Origin of the sequence: Aeromonas sobria (genome assembly GCF_050266975.1) — a bacterium.
Classification (GTDB): Bacteria; Pseudomonadota; Gammaproteobacteria; order Enterobacterales; family Aeromonadaceae; genus Aeromonas; species Aeromonas sobria_B.
In genome coordinates, this window is the sequence record NZ_JBKISU010000023.1 from 39,971 (window position 1) to 58,111 (window position 18,141).

Consider the following 18,141-nt stretch of genomic DNA (forward strand, 5'->3'; position numbering starts at 1 on the left):
GCTTGCGCCGCTTGTGGGATCAGTTCTTCTGTCGGCTCACCCTGAGTACATTGGGCATGACCCGGATCTTGCGCATGATGTTGGCCAGATGGATGCGCCCCTTGGTGGTGATCAGCAGGGTGACCAGATAGACGCGGCCATCCTTCTCCTCGGTACTGATGCCGTGAATGTTGGCACCGGTGGCGGCGATCACGTTGGCCAGCTCCGCCAGGGCGCCCTGGTGGTTGACGATCTCGATATGGATGCCGGTCTTGAACTCCTGCTCCTGATCCGGATCCACTTCCCACTGCACCGGCAGGTATTTGTCCGGCTCGCGGCTGTAGCCCTTGATGTTGCGGCACGACTCCTGGTGGATCACCAGCCCCTTGCCCGGGCTGATGTGGGCGATGATGGCATCCCCCGGGATCGGGCGGCAGCAGTTGGCGAAGGTGACCAGCATGCCGTCGGCACCCTTGATCGGCATCTTCTTGCTGCTGCTCCTGGGTTGATCGTCCTGGGGCAGCTCATCGGCCTGCATGCGGCGGGCGACCATGACGCTCATGGCATTGCCCAGGCCGATATCGGCCAGCAGGCCATGCAGGTTCTCGTGCTTGGTATCGGTCAGCACCTGCTTGATACGGGCTTCCGGGATGTCCTCTATGTTCTTGGCGCCCAGGGCATGATTGAGCAGGCGACGGCCGAGCACCACGGACTCCTCGGTGCGCAGGTTCTTGAGGAATTGGCGGATCTTGGAGCGGGCCTTGGTGGTCACCACGAAGTTGAGCCAGGCCGCATTGGGGCGGGCCCCCGGCGCCGTGATGATCTCCACCGTCTGACCGGATTGCAGCTGGCTGCTGAGGGGATAGGGGTGGCGGTCGACCCTGGCACCGACGCAGGCATGGCCTATGTCCGTGTGGACCGTGTAGGCGAAATCCACCGGGGTGGCACCGGTGGGCAGTTCCATGATGCGCCCCTCCGGGGTGAACACGTAGATCTCGTCCGGGAACAGGTCTGTCTTGACCCCTTCGATGAACTCGAACGAGCTGCCGGCGCTCTGCTGCAGCTCAAGCAGGCTCTGCATCCAGCGCTGGGCGCGGATCTGGGCCGTGGTGCCCGAGCTGTCGCCATCCTGCTTGTAGGCCCAGTGGGCGGCAACCCCCTTGTCGGCCATCTGATCCATGTACTCGGTGCGGATCTGCACCTCGACCGGCACCCCGTGCGGCCCCACCAGGGAGGTGTGCAGGGATTGGTAGCCGTTGGTCTTGGGGATGGCGATGTAATCCTTGAAGCGGCCGGGACGGGGCTTGTAGAGGCTGTGCATCTGCCCCAGCACCCGGTAACAGGTGTCTATGTCCTTCACCTTGACGCGAAAGGCATAGATATCCATTACCTCATGAAATTGCAGCTCTTTTTTCTCCATCTTGTTGTAGATGGAGAACATGTTCTTCTCGCGACCGCTCACCTGGGCCTCGATGCCGGACTCCTGCAGCCTCCCCTGGATTTCGCTCTGGATCGATTCGATGATCTCGCGGCGATTGCCACGGGCACGGCGTACCGACTCCTTCAGCACCCGGGAGCGCATGGGGTAGAGCGCCTCGAAGCCGAGCTCTTCCAGCTCGTTCTTCATGGTATGGATGCCGAGGCGGTTGGCGATGGGGGCGAAGATCTCCAAGGTCTCGCGGGCGATGCGGCGGCGCTTGTCCGGGCGCAACGAGCCCAGGGTGCGCATGTTGTGGGTGCGGTCGGCCAGCTTGATCAGGATGACCCGGATGTCCTGGGTCATGGCCATCATCATCTTGCGGAAGTTCTCGACCTGGGCTTCCTTGCGGTCGCGAAACTTCAGCTTGTCGAGTTTGGAGACGCCGGAGACCAGCTCGGCCACCGCATCGCCAAACAGCTCTGCCAGCTCGGCCTTGGTGACCGGGGTGTCCTCGATGACATCGTGCAGCACGGCGGCCATCAGGGTCTCGTGGTCCAGACGCATGTCCCCCAGGATGCGGGCTACCGCGACCGGGTGGGTAATATAGGGTTCACCACTGGATCGCATCTGACCCTGGTGAGCATCGCGGGCTACCACATAGGCTTGCTTGAGTTTCTCAACCTGCTCTGCTGGCAGATAAGAACTAGCTACTTCTTTAAGATTTTCAAATAGATACAAGACATGCCCCGCTGCGGTAATTCAGCAATCCGTGATATTGAGGGTATAGCCCTGAGTTTGCGAGGTTTTCGAGCGGTTGTAAATGGGGGAGAACAGTCGGCACCCGGGCGGGTGCCGGCTTGGAGGACTTAACCGCGCCCTTCGGCGATAGCGGCAACGGCAGCCAGCTCGGCGGCTTCCTGCTCCTGCTGCTCGTAACGGTCCTGGGTGTCCATTACTTGATTGTTCACCAGACCCAGCTCGATCTCACGCAGGGCGATAACAGTCGGCTTGTCGTTCTCTTCGTCAACCAGGGGATCTTTACCTTGAACCGCGATCTGACGGGCGCGGCGCGCGGCGACCAGCACCAGGTCAAAACGGTTACCTACCTGTTTTACAGCATCTTCTACAGTAACGCGTGCCATGCAGGACTCCAGTGTTTAAAAATGACGCAAAAGTTTACTTGGTTTTAGCTTATTCCGCCAGTAGCTGTTGTAGCAAGTTTTGTTGTGCCTGCTGCTGGCGGCCCGTCGTCAACCTCTGGCTCTCTATGATGGCCTTGAGTTGGCACAGGGCCAGCTCGAACTCTTCGTTGATGATGACATAGTCATACTCGTCGTAGTGCACCATTTCGGCAACGGCTTTCGCCATGCGACCCCGGATCACCTCTTCGCTGTCCTGGCCGCGGCCGATCAGGCGGCGCTCCAGTTCGGGGCGGCTCGGCGGCAGTATGAAGATGGAGCGGGTCTCCATCTGCTCGCGGATCTGGCGGGCGCCTTGCCAGTCGATGTCGAGAAAGACATCGATGCCCTGGGCCAGGCAGGCCTCGATGGCGGCGCGGGAGGTGCCGTAGTAGTTGCCAAATACCTCTGCCCACTCCAGAAAATCGCCGCGTTCGATCAGCGCCTTGAACTCATCTACCGGCACGAAATGGTAGTGCACCCCGTTCTCTTCCCCCGGGCGCATGGCGCGGGTGGTGTGGGAGACGGAGAGTTGCATCCGGCCGGCGGCTTCCGGCTGGCTGAGCAGGGCACTGATCAGACTGGACTTACCCGCTCCGCTCGGGGAGGAGATGATGTAGAGGGTGCCTTGTTGCGCCATGTCCGTACCTTTAAGCGATGATAGTGTTCTGGTTGTAGCAGAGGCCGCCGTCTTGTGCCCGACAGGGCGACAGCCAAGCACAAAACGCGGAAAATTAAGCCACTGGGGCATATGAAGGCGGCAGATGGTAGCAGACGGCGGCAGATAAAAAAACGGCCGGAATCATATTCCAGCCGATCAAAGGATTCGTAGCTTGCTGTGGGAGTCGCCTCCACACGGCCGCCATTCTGGCGAGCAAGCCGCCGGCTGACCATCAGGTTATCTCTCGCTGATCACTCGGGATTTTCGATGGATCCTGCGCTTTGCTGCCAATATTCGTCGAATCGGGCGATCACCCGTGCTATCGGCAGCCTGGCCATGGCGTCCGGATCCTTGAGCCGGGTACGCCAGCTCAACTGATCGAGGGGCTTGCCGGTCTCGGCTTCAATGAGTTCCTGATAGACGCTGACGACTCGGTCCCGCGCCAGGTAGGGACCGGTGCGGGCCGGGTTGTGGTGGGCATAGAGGCCGATGACGGGGGTTCCGACCATGGTTGCCATGTGGGTGGGCCCCGTGTCTGGCGCCAGCACCAGGCTCGCCTCCTTGATCAGGGCCAGCAGCTGCTTGAGGCTGGTCTGTCCCACCAGGTCGGCCGGCTTGCTCTGGCTTAAGCGCCGGATCTCGGCGGCCAGATCCCGCTCCAGCTTGGCCGGTCCGCCGCACAGGTAGACCTGCATCCCCCTGGCCGCGGCATGGTCCGCCAGGGCGGCATAACCGGCCGCGGTCCAGTTCTTGAAGGGCTTGCTGGCGGCGGCGCAGATGAGCAGGGTGGGCTTGCCGTCAATCTGCTCTCTGGCCCAGGCCTGGTGCTCCGGGCTGATGGGCAGTTGCCAGTCCGGGGTCAGATCCTGGATGCCGAGCTCCCTGGCGAAGGCGAGGAAGCCGTCCAGCACATGGGGAGAGGCGGGAGAGGGCACCTGGTGATTGGTGAAAAGCCATTGGCCATCGTTGGCCCGCTCCCGGTCGAAGCCGAGCTTGACCCCGGCCCGGATGCCGAGGGTGGCGATGCTGGCCCGCAGGGCCGCCTGCAGATGGAGCAGGGCATCGAACCTGCGGCCCGCCAGCCGACGCCACAGATCGCGATAACCGCGCCAGCCCTGGCCCTTGTCGAAGGGGATCACCTCGACGCCGGGCAGATCGGCAAACAGCCCGGCCTCCAGCTTGCCGGTGACCCAGGTGATGCGAGTCTCTGGCCATGCCCGCTGAATGACGCGCACCAGGGCCAGCGCATGGCAACAATCCCCGATGGCGGAGAGCCGCAGGATGCAGATGGAAGAGGGTGGCGTTTGGAACGGCAGCATGATGTGGCGCAATGGATGGGAAATCGATGAATGGCATTATGCAAACTCCCTCGTGGATTGTAAAATTGCGGCCAATCACTGCCCGGAACCCGCCAGATGCAAATTCAAACCGACAAGAACCAGGTGTGCTGGTTTGCCGATGATCACTTCCACAACCCCTCGCCCAGGCTGTTCGATCCCGGCTGGTGGCAGGATCAGGGCAAGGTGGTGGGGTCCGCCATCGGTCGCGGTGTGACCTGGTTCGTGAAGGGGGAGTCGTGCCATCTGGTGTTGCGCCACTACTACCGTGGCGGCATGGTGGGCAAGGTGGTGCGGGATCGCTTCTGGTTCGAAGGGGTGGAGTCGAGCCGGGCCATGGCCGAGTACAGCCTGCTGGCCCAGCTGAGCGAACAGGGCTTGCCGGTACCGCGGCCGTTTGCGGCCCGCATGGTCAAGCAGGGCCCCTTCTATCGGGCCGACATCCTGATCGAGCGCATTCGCGGCGCCAAGGACCTGGTGGCCTTGCTCAAGCGAGGCCCCATCGCGGCCGACATCTGGCTGCGGGTCGGCCAGGCGATCCGCCAGTTGCACGATGCCGGCGTCTACCATGCGGATCTCAACAGCCACAACCTGTTGCTCGACAAGGATCAGAAGGTCTGGGTGATCGATTTCGACAAGGGGGAGATCCGCGCCCCGGGCAGCTGGCAGCAAGCCAATCTGGAGCGCCTGCTGCGCTCCTTCAACAAGGAGGCGCAGCTGCACACCAGTTTCCACTTCGTGCCCGAGAATTGGCAGACCCTGATGGAAGGCTACCGCGTGGCCTGATCCCGGCCCTGGCCATGACGTCCCGGTTTTTTGCCCGGACCCGGATTGCCGATCCCTTGCCTCGATGCTACTTATTGGGGTTCATGATAATTTTTACAGTTTCGAGGCGTTTGATGGATGTACTGAAGGCTCCGCTGGCGGATACAGTGACCCAATTGGATTGTTCCTTGATGGCGGATGTCATGGCCATCATGGATGCCGGCGTCTGGCGCTGGCCACTGCATCAGGCGATAGAGCGGGATCCTTCCTGCCTGGCGCTGCTCGGCCTCACCCCGGAGACCCTGGATGAGATGAGCTGGCTGGCCCGGGTTCACCCGGATGACATGGGGCGGGTAGCCGAGGCGTTCGCCGCCTGCCTGCATGGGCATGACTCGCTGCGGCTGGACTACCGCATCCTGCACCATGACGGCCACTACATCCGGCTCGACGAGCGGGCCAGGCGCATGGCGAACGGCGATCTGCTCGGCATGGTGCGCCGCTGTCGCCACGCCCAGGCGGCGGAGCCGCAGGGCACGGATCCACTGACCGGGCTCGAGAGCCGCAGCCACTTCGAGCAGCGGCTCGGTGAGCGGCTAAGCCAGGGCGGTGCCTTCAGCCTGCTGCAGCTGACCGTGGATCACAGGGCCAAGATATTACAGCTGTTTGGCGAGGCGGACTGCGACGCCATGCTGGCCAAGCTGGCGCGCATCGTGCGCCACGAGCTGCGCAAGGACGATCCCTTCGCCCGCTGGGATGATGACACCTTCATCCTGATGCTGCCCGGCATAGAGCGGCTGGATGCGCTGGAGATAGCCGAGCGGCTGCGCCTCGAGATTGCCGATGCCAGCCTGCTGCCGGAGCGCCCGGTCACCATCAGCATCGGCCTGGTGCAGCATCAACCGGGGGAGCAGATCGATCACCTGCTCGCCCGGCTCGCCTCCTGCCATGGTCAGGCCCGTCAGGAACACAACCAGGTCGTCGGCTGATCAGGCCCGGGCCAGTCGCCCTGGCTTGCATACCCAGAGGGAGGCCAGCATCAGCAGGCCGCCGACGGTGAGGCGCAGCAGATCCGTCTCCCGCCCCCACAGCATCAGGTTCACCAGCAGGCCCGCCGGGATCAGGGCGTTGTTCATGATGGCCAGCACGCCGCTGCTGACCAGGGTCGCCCCCTTGTTCCACAGGAAGTAACCCAGGCCGGACGCGCCGACCCCCAGCCACAGCAGTATGCCCCACTGCAAGCCGGTGCTGGGATATTGCGGCTTGCCGAGCAGCCACCAGGCGGGCAGGGCGATCAGCAGGGCCCCCAGATAGAAGCAGCCGAACACGGCATGCTGGGGCGGCTGTTCTTTCTCCCGTGCCAGCAGCACCTTGTAGCCCACCTGCCCCAGGGCGAAGCTGAGGTTGGCCCCCTGTACCACCAGGAATCCCAGCACATAGCTTTCGGTCAGGCCGTCGAAGCGGATGACGGCCGCCCCCAGCACCGCCAGCAGAGCCGCCCACAGATAGATGGGCTTGAAGCGCCGCTCCAGCAGATCGTGGAGCAGGGTGACATAGAGGGGGGTGAAGATGGTGAACACCAGCACCTCCGGCACCGTCAGCAGCAGGAAGGAGTGGTAGTAGAACAGATACATGATGCCGAGCTGGATGGCGCCGAGGGCCATCAGCTTGAGGGCCAGATCCGGGCGCAGCCAGCGTCGGCGCAGGAAGGGCAGAAACACCAGGCTGGCGAGGACGATGCGGGTCAGCACGGAGAAGTAGGCATCCACCTGACCGGCCAGATAGACCCCGATCAGGCTGAAGGAGAAGGACCAGAGCAGGGTAACCCCTATCAAGTAGTTCATGTGTTTGATTTATCGTCAGTTGTCAATTTGGAGGTGGCTATGATGGCCGAGTTGGAAGGCGCGATCCAGCGTTTATGGGAGCGGTTGCCACAGATCGGATCTTTCGCCTTCGAGGCGAGCAACGGGGCTGGCTCCGCGACCGACTGGTGCGGCCGTGGGGAGGGAGAGGTGCGGGTGACCGATCATCAGGGGGGCTGGCTGTTCGACGAGCAGGGCCGCTACACCACGCCCCATGGCAAGGTGCTGGCCATGCACAACCGCTTCTGGTGGCGGCACAGCGATAGGGGGATCCGTCTCGCCCATCTGCGTTATGGGCAGCCGGTCGAACTGTTCGAGCTGTTGCCGCAAGGGGAGGATCGCTGGCTGACCGCCGAGCCCCACCTCTGTGGCCAGGATCACTACAGCGCCGAGCTGATCCTGAGGGAGGACGGCTTTCTGCTCGCCTGGCAGATCCGGGGGCCGCGCAAGAACGAACGTCTGGGTTATCGCTATCGGGCCCGGTAACGGATCCCGGCTATAAAAAACCGGTGCAGGGCACCGGTTGCAACAGAGCGGGTTCGTCGATGGGCCCCACCGGCAGGAGAGGACTCTCCTGCCGGGCCGGGTGCCCGTCAGGCACGGAAGGCATACCCCAGCATGACCTGCAGCCTGCCGTCGAACAGCCAGGGCAGCAGCACCATCAGCAGGCCGAGCAGGCCCGCCACCCTGTGGCGGTACTGCCAGCCGGCGATCAGCACCAGGCCGCCACACAGGGAGGTCAGGATGCCTGACACAGGTTCTCCCGACGGCTGCGTCTCTGCTGGGCCCACTGGTTCATGGCGACCGAGCCCAGGATCAGGGCCAGCGCCACCCCGGTGGTGGAGTGGATCTGCTCGCCGAGGAAGAGGGCGCCCAGCACCACCCCGAACAGGGGCACCAGATAGTTGCTGAAGGAGGCGAAGGTGGGGCCCGCCTTCTGGATCAGCGCCATGTAGAGGAAATAGACCAGGCCGGTACAGAAGATGCCCAGCATGACCACGGCGCCGATGGCGCGCTGGCCCGGCAGGGTGAGTCGGTCGAAGTCGATCAGGAAGGGGGCGGCGATCAGCAGCTGGATGGCCGAGGAGATGAGGATGTTGCGCGCCACCACCACGGGGTGATCCTTGGCGAAGCGCTTGATCATCAGCAGGCCGATGGCGAAGCAGCTGGCACCGAACAGGATCGCCATGGCGCCCAGCAGGCCGGCATTCATGCCGCCGGCCAGCTCGGGCCAGAACAGCACCAGCACGCCGACGAAGCCGATGACCACGGAGAGCAGGCTGCTCTTGGTGATCTTCTCCCCCGAGATGAACAGCGGCGCCATCAGTATGGTGACGAAGGGGATACAGCCCATTACCACGGCGGCGATGGCGCTATCCACGTACTGTTGACCCCAGGCCACCATGATGAAGGGGATGGTGGCATCGAGCAGGGCGATCAGCATGTAGGTGCGCCAGGGGGTATGTTCGCTCTTGAGGCGCATGAACAGGCAGAGCAGACCCAGGGTCAGGCTGCCGCACAGGGCTCGTCCGGCGGCCACCAGTATGGGGGGCAGCTCGGCCACGGCCTGATGCATGAAGATGAACTGGGAACCCCACAGCAGGCCGATGGCCAGCAGCAACAGATAACTACGCATGTCTTGTCTCGTTGTCGGTGATGCAATCAATGAGCGCATTCTAGGGAGTCTGCTACTATGTCGAAAATGAATTGTTGGCATTAACCCATGGTGAATATCGATGGAACTCTCCCTCGCCCGCCTCGACCTCAACCTGCTCACCCTGTTCGATGTGCTGATGCAGGAACGCAACGTCACCCGCGCCGCCGAACGGCTGCACCTCTCCCAGTCCACCGTCAGCCATGCCCTGGGGCGCTTGCGTCAGGCGCTGGATGATCCCCTGTTCGTCATGAGCCGGCGGGAGATGATGCCGACCGAGCGGGCCAAGGCCCTGGCGGGTCCGGTGCGCCAGGCCCTGGCCATGCTGGAGCAGGGGCTGCGCCAGGCCAAGGGATTCGATCCCGCCAGCGCCCGCCGGGTGTTTCGCATGGCCCTGCCCGGCTCGGTGGAGCACGGCCTGGTGCCGGCCATGGTGGAGCGGCTCCATGAGCTGGCGCCCCATTGCCGCCTGGAGGTGTGCGAGCTGGCGGCCAGCGACTACGAGCGAGAACTGGAGAAGGGGGAGCTGGATCTGGTGGTCGGCTTCGCCGGGGCGGATCATCTCTCCCCCCGGCTGTGGCGCGAAGACTGGTTCAGCAACCCCCTGGTCTGCCTGTCGCCCCTCGGCAGCGCGTTGCCCGATACCCTGGGGCCGGCCGAGTTGATCGGCCGCCCCCATATTCACACCTCCAGCTGGGGCCACAGCCAGGCCATGGTGGATCTCTGGCTGGCCCGCTTCGGGGTGGAACGGGAGCTGGGGGTCAGATTGCCGAGCTTCATGGCGGTGCCCCAGCTGATGGCGACCGGCCGCTACCTGGTGGTGGTGCCCGAGATGATAGGGCGCCACTTCAGCCAGCACTATCCGCTGCGGCTGCACCAGCTCGATCCCGCCATTCCCATCGTCTACCTGATGGCGGGCCATCCCCTGAGCGCCCACGACGAGGCGATCCGCTGGCTCAAGGGCGAGCTCCATGCCCTGGCCCTGGCGCGCTACGGCCTGACGCCGCTCGGTCCGGCCTGAGCCGGATCAGGGGAAGTAGTTGAGCCCCATGGCGCCCTTCACCTCCGCCAGCACGGCGGCCGTGATGACGCGGGCCTGCTCTGTGCCCTGGCGCAGCAGCCGAAGCAGTTCGCCGCGATCGGCCATGGCTTGCTGCCTGCGGGCCCGCATCGGCGCGATCAGGCTCTGCAGGCAGTCGTTGAGCAGCTGCTTGCAGCGCATGTCGCCGAGGCCGCCGCGCCGGTAGTGGGCCTTCATCTCGGCCACCAGGGCCTTGTCCGGGTGGAAGGCGTCCAGATAGGCGAATACCGTATTTCCCTCCACCTGACCCGGATCGCTCACCCTGAGATGATGGGGGTCGGTATACATGGCGAACACCGCCTGCCGGATCGCCTCTTCCGACATGCCGAGCTCTATGGTATTGCCGAGGGACTTGGACATCTTGGCCTTGCCGTCGATGCCGGGCAGGCGGCCGGTGTCGCTCAGAATAGGCTGACACTCGGTCAGCACCTCTTTGCCCACCAGGGCATTGAAGCGGCGCACTATCTCGTTGGTCTGCTCCAGCATGGGCAGCTGATCCTCGCCCACCGGCACATGGGTGGCGCGAAAGGCGGTGATGTCGGCGGCCTGGCTGACGGGATAGATCAGAAAACCGGCCGGCAGGCTGCGCTCGAACCCTTTTTGCTGGATCTCCGCCTTGACCGTGGGGTTGCGCTCCAGCCGGGCGACGCTGACCAGATTGAGGTAATAGCCGGTGAGCTCAGGGAGGGCGGGCAGGGCGCTTTGCAGGCAGAAGGTGGTCTTGGCCGGGTCCAGGCCTGCGGCCAGATAGTCGGCCATCACCTCCAGCACGTTGCCGCTCACCCTGGCCGGGTCCTGGCCGTTGTCGGTCAGCGCCTGCAGATCGGCGATCATCACGAACTGACGGTAATGGTGCTGGGCGGCCACGCGCTGGCGCAGGGAACCGACGTAGTGGCCTATGTGCAGTTTGCCGGTGGGGCGGTCGCCGGTCAGTATGATGGGGTCTTGCATGTCACTCTCTCCAGTCGGGGTGAGCCGGGAGGCGACAAAGGGATAGAAACAATGACCGCCTCTCGGCGGTCACGGTGTTTTCTTTGGGAAAAGTAGAATAGAAACGCGGTGCCGCCTGTTTAGGAGCGGGACCACCAGTGCTTATGGTTGAATGCGGTCATGTTCATGGCATATCAAGCTACGCCTGTTTGCTCACTTCTGCAAGGGCACCACCAGCAGGTCGCAGGGCACGGTATTCATCAGCTGACGGGCGCTGGAGGTAAGCAGGCTCCAGAAGCTCTGGCGATGGCCGCACACCAGCAGGTCGATATCGTAATCGCGCACCGCCTGGTTGACCCGCTCGCTGAGATCGCCGCAGATCACCAGCTTCTTCTCGATGGGGTACTCCACCGGCGCCAGGAACGTTTCCAGCTTCTCTTTCGCCTCGGCGATGACCTGATCCTGCACGTTGTCGATGTCGATATCGATCATCTCGGTGTAGAGATCCTTGAGGTCGACGTCCACATGGATCACCGACAGCTTGGCGCCGTTGGAGATGGCCCTGTCCACCGCCTTCTCTATCACCTTGCGGTTGTCTTCCGACAGGTCGATCGCGACCAGCACATGTTTGTAATGGGTTCCGCTCATGGGATTCTCCTCACAGGTGTTCCCTTCACTATACCAATCTCTGTTGCAACTAAAATGTCAGTCTCGTCACAGCCTGGCGCGGCGATGGCATCCTGGCGTGCCAGCGGTGTGAGCCGGCACCCCTTGTGGACAGGATGTGGCGATAAAACGAGCAGAAACATGACGGGGGTCACTGTGCTCGCCTTGCCCGCCATCCGCGCTCGGCATAGGATGTGGCCGTGTCTCGCAACGAGCACCATAACAAGAAGCATCTGAATACCGCTTTGGGAGCCGATGGCTCCCTTTTGTTTTTCTGCCCCGTTTTCTCTGCCCAACCCCTCGCCACATCAAGGCCATCTTCGCCCCGGCTGGCTATGATCAAGCCTGTATCCGCAGGAGAAGTACCATGATCATCCACCCCCAGATCCAGGGCTGTGTCGCCCGCAATTGCCACCCCATCGGCTGTCGCGCCGCCGTGGAGCAACAGATAGCCGAGATCCGTGCCGCCGGCCCTTTCAGCGGGCCCAGGCGGGTGTTGATCCTGGGGGCCTCCTCCGGTTTTGGGCTGGCGTCGCGCATCGCCCTCACCTTCGGCGCCGGGGCGGACACCCTGGGCGTGTCGTTTGAGCGGGGTCCGTCCGATCAGGGCATCGGCAGCGCGGGTTGGTACAACAACATCTGGTTCAAGCAGGCCGCCGAGCGGGAGGGCTACCAGGCCATCAACCTGATCGGGGACGCCTTCTCCGATGCCATGCGCCAGCAGGCCATCGCCACCATACGCCAGCTGTGGGGAGAGGTGGACCTGGTCATCTACTCATTGGCCAGTGGTCAGCGGGTGCTGGCGGACGGGCGCCGGGTGCGCTCCGTGCTCAAGGCCACGGGGCAGCCTTTCACCGGCTGGGGGCTCAGCCTGGAGCACAATGCCCTGGTGGAGCAGACCCTGCCGCTGGCCAGCCCGGAGGAGATCCGCGATACCGTCACCGTGATGGGGGGCGAGGACTGGCAGCAATGGATGCAGGCCCTGCTGGCCGCTGACTGCCTGGCACCCGGGGTGCAGACGGTGGCCTACTCCTACATAGGCCCCGCCTCCACCTATCCCCTCTATAGAGACGGCACCATAGGCTACGCCAAGGAGCACCTGCACGGCACCGCCGAGGCGATCAACCTGCAGCTTGCACAGCTAAATGGGCACGCCTGGGTCAGCGTCTGCAAGGCGCTGGTGACCAAGGCGAGCGCCTATATTCCCGTGCTGCCCGTCTATCTGGGTCTGCTGATGGGGGTGATGAAGGAGCACGGGGTGCACGAGGGCTGCATCGAACAGATGCGCCGCCTGTTTGCCGACAAGATGTATGGGGCCGGGGGGGTGATCGCCGATGGCAACCGGCTGATCCGCATGGATGACCACGAACTGGATCCGGCCATTCAGGCCGCCGTCTCGGCGCTCTGGCCCAAGGTCACGCCCGAGAACTTCACCAGCATGGGGGACTTCGCCGGGCTGCGACGGGACTTCATGCAGCTCAACGGCTTCGAACTGCCCGGAGTGGATTATGAGGCGCCGGTCAACATAGCCGCTCTCGGCGAGCTGGAGCCTTAAGCCAGGCTGCGGATGGCCAGGATGCGGGGGGCGGCGGCCATCACCGTCTGGTTGCGCCCCTGGCGCTTGGCCTGATACATGGCCATGTCGGCCCTGTGAATGAGGGGGATCAGCGCCTCGGCCTCACTCTCCCGGCTGGCGATCCCCAGGCTGATGGTCATGGCCGCCTGGCCAGCTTGCTGCTCCGTGGCCACCCGCTTGCGCAGCGCTTCCGCCAGGTGCCAGCAGTCCGTGGCTGGCAGGGGGATGGCCACCAGAAACTCCTCGCCGCCCCAGCGACCGATCAACTCCCTGTCCGGCGCCCATTCCCCGAGCAGCGACCCCAGGCGGGCGGTGGCGGCATCCCCGGCGCTGTGGCCATGCTGGTCGTTGATCTGCTTGAAGTGATCGATGTCGATGATGATGAGGGAGAGGGGCCCGGGCCGCGACCAGATGCGCTGGATCCGCTCCAGCAGGGCGTGGCGGTTGGCGAGCCCGGTGAGCTGGTCGAAGGTGGCCAGCCGATAGAGGCGCCGTGAGCTGCGGTGCAGCCGGTAGGTGGTGATGCCGAGCAGCAGCAGGGCGCTGAGCAGCAGCATCACCAGGATCAGCTGATAGTTGCGGGTACTCTGCTGGTGGGCAAGCTGCTGGCGGCGCCGTTCGTTTTCCAGCACCAGTCTATGGTTGTCACCCTCGCTGCGGGCCAGATCCATCTGAGCCTGTAAGGCGGCCGTGTGTTCACTCAGGGTGCGATTGAAGCGGCGGCGATAGTCGGCCTGGTGCGCCTGCAGCGCCCGATAGGCGGCGGGGTAGTTTCCCTGCCTGGCCAGCAGATCGGCCCGCAGTCGCTGACCGGCGAGATCCAGTGCCTGGGCGTGGCCCAGCAGTGCCAGGGCCTGATCCTGCTCGCCCTGGCCTGTCAGCGCCTGGGCCCGGGTGGTGATCAGGTGTCGGGGGGGTGGGTAGCCGAGCTGCCGATAGAGGGCCTCGGCCTGATCCAGACTGCGCAGCGCCGCCGAGCCATTGCCCTCGGCATTGAGGGCCTGGGCGAGATAGCCCAGCAGGGTGGCGCGCCGTCCCGGGGAGAGGGCCGGGCTGGCCAGCTGGCCGTCGAGCAGCTGCCGCGCCTGGGCCGGGCGGGCCATGTCGATATAGAGTCGCGCCATGCCCGTCTTGATGAGCGCCTGGCTGCTGGGTTCATCCAGCCGCAGGCTGCGCTGCAGGGCGTCCAGATAGTGCTCCTCGGCCTGCTGGTGCAGCCCTATGTCGGCGTAGAGATCGCCGAGGGTGATGAGCAGCTGCACGCATTGCAGCTGGGCCAGCCTGCTCTGCTGGTTGAGCTGGCGCTGGAGCAGGAAGGCGCTTCTGAGCTCGGCGACCGCCGGTTGCAACTGGTCGGTGCGATAGTGCGCCAGGCCGTTCAGGGCATGCCACTGGGCGAGCTGCGCCTGATTGCCTTGCAGGGCGGGCTTGAGTCGGGCGAGCAGGGTGAGGGCCTGGTCCGGGGCCGAGGTGCCCAGGGCGAGGACCACCTGCTGCAGCTGAAAATCCCGCAGCCGGGTCGACTCCTGATGGGCGGCGGCCAAGGTTCTGGCTCTGGCGTTGTCGAGCTGGGCGCTGCGGTAATCCCCCAGGGCGGCCTTGGCCAGGGAGCGGGCATGGAACAGTTCCATGTCCTGGCCGGAGACGGCATTGAGCTGCATGAGATAGCTGGCCGGATCGCGCATCGCGCGCCACTCGGCATCCTGCAACAGGGGAACACTGGCTTGGGCCTGGGCCAACCAGCACAGGAGCAGCAGAAGATAGCGGTGCATCAGAGGGGGTCCCGGATCATGGGCGCCATCATAAGGGTTACGCATGAGTACGGCATGCGTCATCGTCTCGCCATACCCATATGGGGGGGCTGTTGGGCTGTGGATTGAAACAGCAGCAAATCCTGTGGCAAGAGGTTGATCCGGGAAGGCTTCGTCGCGACAATCGACGTCAAATCACAGTGGAGAATCAACATGTTGGCCCAAGCCATGATCGAGAAGCTGAACGAACAGATAAATCTGGAGTTCTATTCCTCCAACCTCTATCTGCAGATGAGCGCCTGGTGCGAGGACAAGGGCTTCGAGGGGGCCGCCACCTTCCTGCGCAAGCATGCGGTGGAGGAGCGCCAGCACATGGAGCGCCTGTTCACCTATGTGAGCGAGACCGGCGCCATGCCGATCCTGGGTGCCATCAGTGCCCCTCCCCACGAGTTCACCACCCTAGGGGACGTCTTTCGCACCACGTTGGAGCACGAGCACCACATCACCCAGTGCATCAACGGCCTGGCCCACGTCGCCTTCACCACCCAGGACTACTCCACTTTCAACTTCCTGCAGTGGTACGTGGCCGAGCAGCATGAGGAAGAGAAGCTGTTCAAGAGCATAGTGGACCGCCTCAACCTGGTGGGTGAGGACGGCAAGGGCCTCTATTTCATCGACAAGGAGCTGGCCGAGCTGGCCAAGGCGGCCCCCGCCAGCGTCATGGATGGCAGCGCCTGATAGTCATGGACACTTAGTGTTCAACCAGTACAATACGGCCCCCTTGTGGGCCGTTTTCTCTTGCTGCCGCCATGAACCCCTGATGTGGTTTAGGTTGCGGCCATGACGGCCCCTCGCAGCAGGGGCCGTTTTTCTTTTGATGGGTGCGTGATGATGAAGCAGGTGGATGTGGTGGTGATCGGGGCCGGGGCGGCTGGCTTGATGTGTGCGGCCCAGGCCGGTTATCGGGGGCGCTCCGTGCTGCTGCTGGACAACGCCAAGAAACCGGGCCGCAAGATCCTCATCAGCGGCGGCGGTCGCTGCAACTTCACCAACCATCAGGCCGGTCCCCACGCCTTCCTCTCGGGCAATCCGCACTTTTGCAAGTCGGCCCTGGCGCGCTACACCCAGCAGGACTTCATCGATCTGGTGGACAGGCACGGCCTGAACTACCACGAGAAGACGCTAGGGCAGCTGTTTTGTGACGAGAGCGCCAAGGATATCGTCGAGGTGCTGCTCACCGAGTGCGACTGGGCCGGGGTGACCCTGCAGTGCCAGACCGAGATCCTCTCCGTCAGCAAGACGGATGACGGCTTTGCCCTCGACACCAGCAAGGGGGCGATAAGCTGCCACTCCCTGGTGGTGGCCACCGGCGGCCTCTCCATGCCCAAGCTCGGTGCCACTCCCTACGGCTTCAGGCTGGCGGAGCAGTTCGGCCTCAATGTGCTGCCCACCCGCGCCGGGCTGGTGCCTTTCACCCTGCATCAGGAACAGAAAGAGGCCTTCGCCGATCTCGCCGGGGTCAGCCTGCCGGTGGCGGTGACCGCCGAGGATGGCACCCGCTTCAAGGAGGCCATGCTGTTCACCCACCGCGGCCTCTCGGGCCCCGCCATACTGCAGATCTCCTCTTTCTGGCTGGCGGGGGAGAAGATCCACATCAACCTGCTGCCCGAGCTGGATATTGCGGCGGCCCTCAAGGCCTGGGCGCTGGCGCACCCGGCCCAGGAGCTGAAAACCGTGCTGGGACGCGAGCTGCCCAAGCGCTTCGTCGACAAGCTGGTGGAGCTGGGGCAGCTCAACAGCAAGCCGATGCGCCAGTACAACGAGCGGGAGCTGGAGGCGGTGGCCACCCTGCTGGGGGACTGGCAGATACTGCCGAACGGCACCGAAGGCTATCGCACCGCCGAGGTGACCCTGGGGGGGGTGGATACCAACGAGCTCTCCTCCAAGACCATGGAGGCGCGCAAGGTGCCCGGTCTCTACTTCGTCGGCGAGGTGGTGGACGTGACCGGCTGGCTCGGCGGCTACAACTTCCAGTGGGCCTGGTCGTCCGGCTGGGTCGCCGGGCAATACTGCTGATCGGATCTTGTGCTCGGCGCGCGGCGGCTTAGTATAGAGTCTTGCCGCTACGTTATCCGGCTCATCATCCGCCATGGAGGGAACATGTTCGAAAGCCTGGGAGTCATCAATGTCTGGACCGGCCTGACCGGGCTGTTTTCCAAGTCCAGGGGGGCGCGCCATGTTTGAGAGCTTGGGAGTCATCAATGTCTGGACCTGCCTGACCGGGCTGTTTTCCAATGCCAGGGGGACGCGCCATGTTTGAGAGTCTGGGAGTCATCAACGTCTGGACCTGCCTGACCGAGCTGTTTTCCAATGCCAGGGGGGCGCGCCATGTTTGAGAGTCTGGGAGTCATCAATGTCTGGACCTGCCTGATCGGGCTGTTTTCCAATGCTAGGGGGGCGCGCCATGTTTGAGAGCCTGGGAGTCATCAACGTCTGGACCTATCTGGTGGGGCTCTTCTTCATCATCATAGCGCCGGGACCCAACTCCATTTATGTGCTGCGCACCGCCGCCGTGCGGGGCATAGGGCCGGGTTATCGGGCCGCCCTCGGCGTCTTTGTCGGTGATGCCATCCTCATCTTCTGCGCCTATCTGGGGATTGCCTCCCTCATCCGCACCACCCCCTTGCTGTTTACCCTGGTGCGTTATCTGGGCGCCATCTATCTGCTCTACCTGGGGGTGAAGATACTCCACGCCAACTTCATCGCCAGGGGCGAAGGGCAGGAATCGACGGTAGAGCTGGGGGAGCGCTATTTCTCCAAGGCCCTCACCTTGAGCCTGACCAACCCCAAGGCGATCCTCTTCTACGTCTCCTTCTTCGTGCAGTTCATCGACTTCAGCTATGCCCACACCTGGATCTCCTACCTGGTGCTGGCCGGCATGCTGGAGGCCATGAGCTTCGTCTATCTGACCCTGCTGATCTTCGGCGGCACCCTGATGGCGCGCTTCTTTGCGCGCAAGGTGCGCCTGGCCAAGCTGGGTAACGGGCTGATCGGGCTGTTCTTCATGGGCTTTGCCGCCAGGTTGGCGACCCTGTCCTCCTGAGCCGCTCTGGGGATCCCGGCCATGGCAGTGGCAGGCCGGGACCCATTGTCCGTCCCCTCGTTGCCGTCACCGTTAAATTGGTTGACGGACAATTTCCTGCCAATATCCCCAGAATGGAATGATGCATTAAAAGCATACCCGCAAGGGGGGATATTTCCATATTGGAATAATATTCCACCTC

18 protein-coding genes are annotated in these 18,141 nt (G+C 63.6%); 8 read left to right on the forward strand and 10 right to left on the reverse strand.

Annotation, left to right across the window (positions count from 1 at the left end; translation table 11 throughout):
- Nucleotides 1-19: 19 nt before the first annotated feature.
- The 4 genes from spoT to ACLHZ1_RS13895 all read right to left on the reverse strand — a co-directional run bounded on the left by spoT (nucleotide 20) and on the right by ACLHZ1_RS13895 (nucleotide 4,569).
- Nucleotides 20-2,137, reverse strand: coding sequence for a bifunctional GTP diphosphokinase/guanosine-3',5'-bis pyrophosphate 3'-pyrophosphohydrolase (spoT, locus tag ACLHZ1_RS13880; RefSeq protein ID WP_427262562.1), 2,118 nt, complete (start codon nucleotides 2,135-2,137; stop codon nucleotides 20-22).
- Nucleotides 2,138-2,265: 128 nt separating this feature from the next.
- Nucleotides 2,266-2,541, reverse strand: a complete 276-nt coding sequence (gene rpoZ / locus ACLHZ1_RS13885) for a DNA-directed RNA polymerase subunit omega (protein ID WP_005307060.1) — start codon at nucleotides 2,539-2,541, stop codon at nucleotides 2,266-2,268.
- A 49-nt stretch (nucleotides 2,542-2,590) separates the two neighbouring features.
- Nucleotides 2,591-3,217, reverse strand: coding sequence for a guanylate kinase (gene gmk, locus ACLHZ1_RS13890; protein WP_408775276.1), 627 nt, complete (start codon nucleotides 3,215-3,217; stop codon nucleotides 2,591-2,593).
- Nucleotides 3,218-3,489: 272 nt separating this feature from the next.
- Entirely contained in the window at nucleotides 3,490-4,569 is a 1,080-nt protein-coding gene (locus ACLHZ1_RS13895; RefSeq protein WP_427262563.1) for a glycosyltransferase family 9 protein, read from the reverse strand.
- 84 nt (nucleotides 4,570-4,653) lie between these two features.
- Between ACLHZ1_RS13895 and ACLHZ1_RS13900 the strand changes: the two genes are divergently transcribed.
- Nucleotides 4,654-5,361 carry a 3-deoxy-D-manno-octulosonic acid kinase gene (locus ACLHZ1_RS13900; protein WP_427262564.1) on the forward strand — a complete coding sequence of 236 codons (708 nt, stop codon included), beginning with the start codon at nucleotides 4,654-4,656 and terminating at the stop codon, nucleotides 5,359-5,361.
- A gap of 113 nt (nucleotides 5,362-5,474) precedes the next feature.
- On the forward strand, nucleotides 5,475-6,326 hold the full coding sequence (locus ACLHZ1_RS13905; protein WP_427262565.1) for a sensor domain-containing diguanylate cyclase: 852 nt from the start codon (nucleotides 5,475-5,477) through the stop codon (nucleotides 6,324-6,326).
- Here the strand turns inward: ACLHZ1_RS13905 and ACLHZ1_RS13910 are convergent, their stop codons facing one another.
- Entirely contained in the window at nucleotides 6,327-7,181 is an 855-nt protein-coding gene (locus tag ACLHZ1_RS13910) for a carboxylate/amino acid/amine transporter (protein WP_427262566.1), read from the reverse strand.
- A 39-nt stretch (nucleotides 7,182-7,220) separates the two neighbouring features.
- Here ACLHZ1_RS13910 and ACLHZ1_RS13915 point away from each other — a divergent pair, with 39 nt between their 5' ends.
- On the forward strand, nucleotides 7,221-7,685 hold the full coding sequence (locus tag ACLHZ1_RS13915; RefSeq protein ID WP_427262567.1) for a DUF6314 family protein: 465 nt from the start codon (nucleotides 7,221-7,223) through the stop codon (nucleotides 7,683-7,685).
- Between the two features lie 107 nt (nucleotides 7,686-7,792).
- On the opposite strand, the gene ACLHZ1_RS13920 is transcribed toward ACLHZ1_RS13915, so the two are convergent.
- Together ACLHZ1_RS13920 and ACLHZ1_RS13925 are read right to left on the reverse strand one after the other, a co-directional pair.
- Nucleotides 7,793-7,954: a hypothetical protein gene (locus ACLHZ1_RS13920; protein WP_427262568.1), complete on the reverse strand. Its 162-nt coding sequence runs from the start codon at nucleotides 7,952-7,954 to the stop codon at nucleotides 7,793-7,795.
- Nucleotides 7,939-8,835 carry a DMT family transporter gene (locus ACLHZ1_RS13925; protein WP_427262569.1) on the reverse strand — a complete coding sequence of 299 codons (897 nt, stop codon included), beginning with the start codon at nucleotides 8,833-8,835 and terminating at the stop codon, nucleotides 7,939-7,941. Before ACLHZ1_RS13925 ends, ACLHZ1_RS13920 begins: the two co-directional genes overlap by 16 nt.
- 100 nt (nucleotides 8,836-8,935) lie before the next feature.
- Between ACLHZ1_RS13925 and ACLHZ1_RS13930 the strand changes: the two genes are divergently transcribed.
- Nucleotides 8,936-9,874 carry a LysR substrate-binding domain-containing protein gene (locus tag ACLHZ1_RS13930; protein ID WP_427262570.1) on the forward strand — a complete coding sequence of 313 codons (939 nt, stop codon included), beginning with the start codon at nucleotides 8,936-8,938 and terminating at the stop codon, nucleotides 9,872-9,874.
- Nucleotides 9,875-9,880: 6 nt separating this feature from the next.
- Here ACLHZ1_RS13930 and trpS read toward each other — a convergent pair whose 3' ends face one another.
- A complete protein-coding gene (gene trpS / locus ACLHZ1_RS13935) occupies nucleotides 9,881-10,885 on the reverse strand; it encodes a tryptophan--tRNA ligase (RefSeq protein WP_427262571.1) in 1,005 nt (334 codons plus the stop codon).
- 192 nt (nucleotides 10,886-11,077) lie between these two features.
- Entirely contained in the window at nucleotides 11,078-11,512 is a 435-nt protein-coding gene (locus ACLHZ1_RS13940; protein ID WP_427262572.1) for a universal stress protein, read from the reverse strand.
- Nucleotides 11,513-11,897: 385 nt separating this feature from the next.
- On the opposite strand from ACLHZ1_RS13940, the gene fabV reads away from it, so the two are divergent.
- A complete protein-coding gene (fabV, locus tag ACLHZ1_RS13945) occupies nucleotides 11,898-13,085 on the forward strand; it encodes an enoyl-ACP reductase FabV (RefSeq protein ID WP_427262574.1) in 1,188 nt (395 codons plus the stop codon).
- Here fabV and ACLHZ1_RS13950 read toward each other — a convergent pair.
- Complete coding sequence (locus tag ACLHZ1_RS13950; RefSeq protein ID WP_427262575.1) at nucleotides 13,082-14,878, reverse strand: diguanylate cyclase domain-containing protein; 1,797 nt, start codon at nucleotides 14,876-14,878, stop codon at nucleotides 13,082-13,084. The genes fabV and ACLHZ1_RS13950 overlap by 4 nt on opposite strands.
- A gap of 192 nt (nucleotides 14,879-15,070) precedes the next feature.
- Here ACLHZ1_RS13950 and ftnA point away from each other — a divergent pair, with 192 nt between their 5' ends.
- The 3 genes from ftnA (at nucleotide 15,071) to leuE (ending at nucleotide 17,960) form a co-directional block, all read left to right on the forward strand.
- The gene (ftnA, locus tag ACLHZ1_RS13955) at nucleotides 15,071-15,595 is read left to right on the forward strand and encodes a non-heme ferritin (RefSeq protein ID WP_427262576.1); all 525 of its coding nucleotides are present in this window, start codon (nucleotides 15,071-15,073) and stop codon (nucleotides 15,593-15,595) included.
- Between the two features lie 153 nt (nucleotides 15,596-15,748).
- A complete protein-coding gene (locus ACLHZ1_RS13960) occupies nucleotides 15,749-16,933 on the forward strand; it encodes an NAD(P)/FAD-dependent oxidoreductase (RefSeq protein WP_427262592.1) in 1,185 nt (394 codons plus the stop codon).
- A 388-nt stretch (nucleotides 16,934-17,321) separates the two neighbouring features.
- Nucleotides 17,322-17,960, forward strand: coding sequence for a leucine efflux protein LeuE (gene leuE / locus ACLHZ1_RS13965; RefSeq protein ID WP_427262577.1), 639 nt, complete (start codon nucleotides 17,322-17,324; stop codon nucleotides 17,958-17,960).
- Nucleotides 17,961-18,141 lie beyond the last annotated feature (181 nt).

Coding starts and splice junctions, on each gene's coding strand:
- rpoZ (WP_005307060.1), bottom strand. CDS start 2,541: ATGGCACGCGTTACTGTAGAAGATGCTGTAAAACAGGTAGGTAACCGT.
- gmk (WP_408775276.1), bottom strand. CDS start 3,217: ATGGCGCAACAAGGCACCCTCTACATCATCTCCTCCCCGAGCGGAGCG.
- ACLHZ1_RS13900 (WP_427262564.1), top strand. CDS start 4,654: ATGCAAATTCAAACCGACAAGAACCAGGTGTGCTGGTTTGCCGATGAT.
- ACLHZ1_RS13905 (WP_427262565.1), top strand. CDS start 5,475: ATGGATGTACTGAAGGCTCCGCTGGCGGATACAGTGACCCAATTGGAT.
- ACLHZ1_RS13910 (WP_427262566.1), bottom strand. CDS start 7,181: ATGAACTACTTGATAGGGGTTACCCTGCTCTGGTCCTTCTCCTTCAGC.
- ACLHZ1_RS13915 (WP_427262567.1), top strand. CDS start 7,221: ATGATGGCCGAGTTGGAAGGCGCGATCCAGCGTTTATGGGAGCGGTTG.
- ACLHZ1_RS13925 (WP_427262569.1), bottom strand. CDS start 8,835: ATGCGTAGTTATCTGTTGCTGCTGGCCATCGGCCTGCTGTGGGGTTCC.
- ACLHZ1_RS13930 (WP_427262570.1), top strand. CDS start 8,936: ATGGAACTCTCCCTCGCCCGCCTCGACCTCAACCTGCTCACCCTGTTC.
- trpS (WP_427262571.1), bottom strand. CDS start 10,885: ATGCAAGACCCCATCATACTGACCGGCGACCGCCCCACCGGCAAACTG.
- ACLHZ1_RS13940 (WP_427262572.1), bottom strand. CDS start 11,512: ATGAGCGGAACCCATTACAAACATGTGCTGGTCGCGATCGACCTGTCG.
- fabV (WP_427262574.1), top strand. CDS start 11,898: ATGATCATCCACCCCCAGATCCAGGGCTGTGTCGCCCGCAATTGCCAC.
- ACLHZ1_RS13950 (WP_427262575.1), bottom strand. CDS start 14,878: ATGCACCGCTATCTTCTGCTGCTCCTGTGCTGGTTGGCCCAGGCCCAA.
- ftnA (WP_427262576.1), top strand. CDS start 15,071: ATGTTGGCCCAAGCCATGATCGAGAAGCTGAACGAACAGATAAATCTG.
- ACLHZ1_RS13960 (WP_427262592.1), top strand. CDS start 15,749: ATGAAGCAGGTGGATGTGGTGGTGATCGGGGCCGGGGCGGCTGGCTTG.
- leuE (WP_427262577.1), top strand. CDS start 17,322: ATGTTTGAGAGCCTGGGAGTCATCAACGTCTGGACCTATCTGGTGGGG.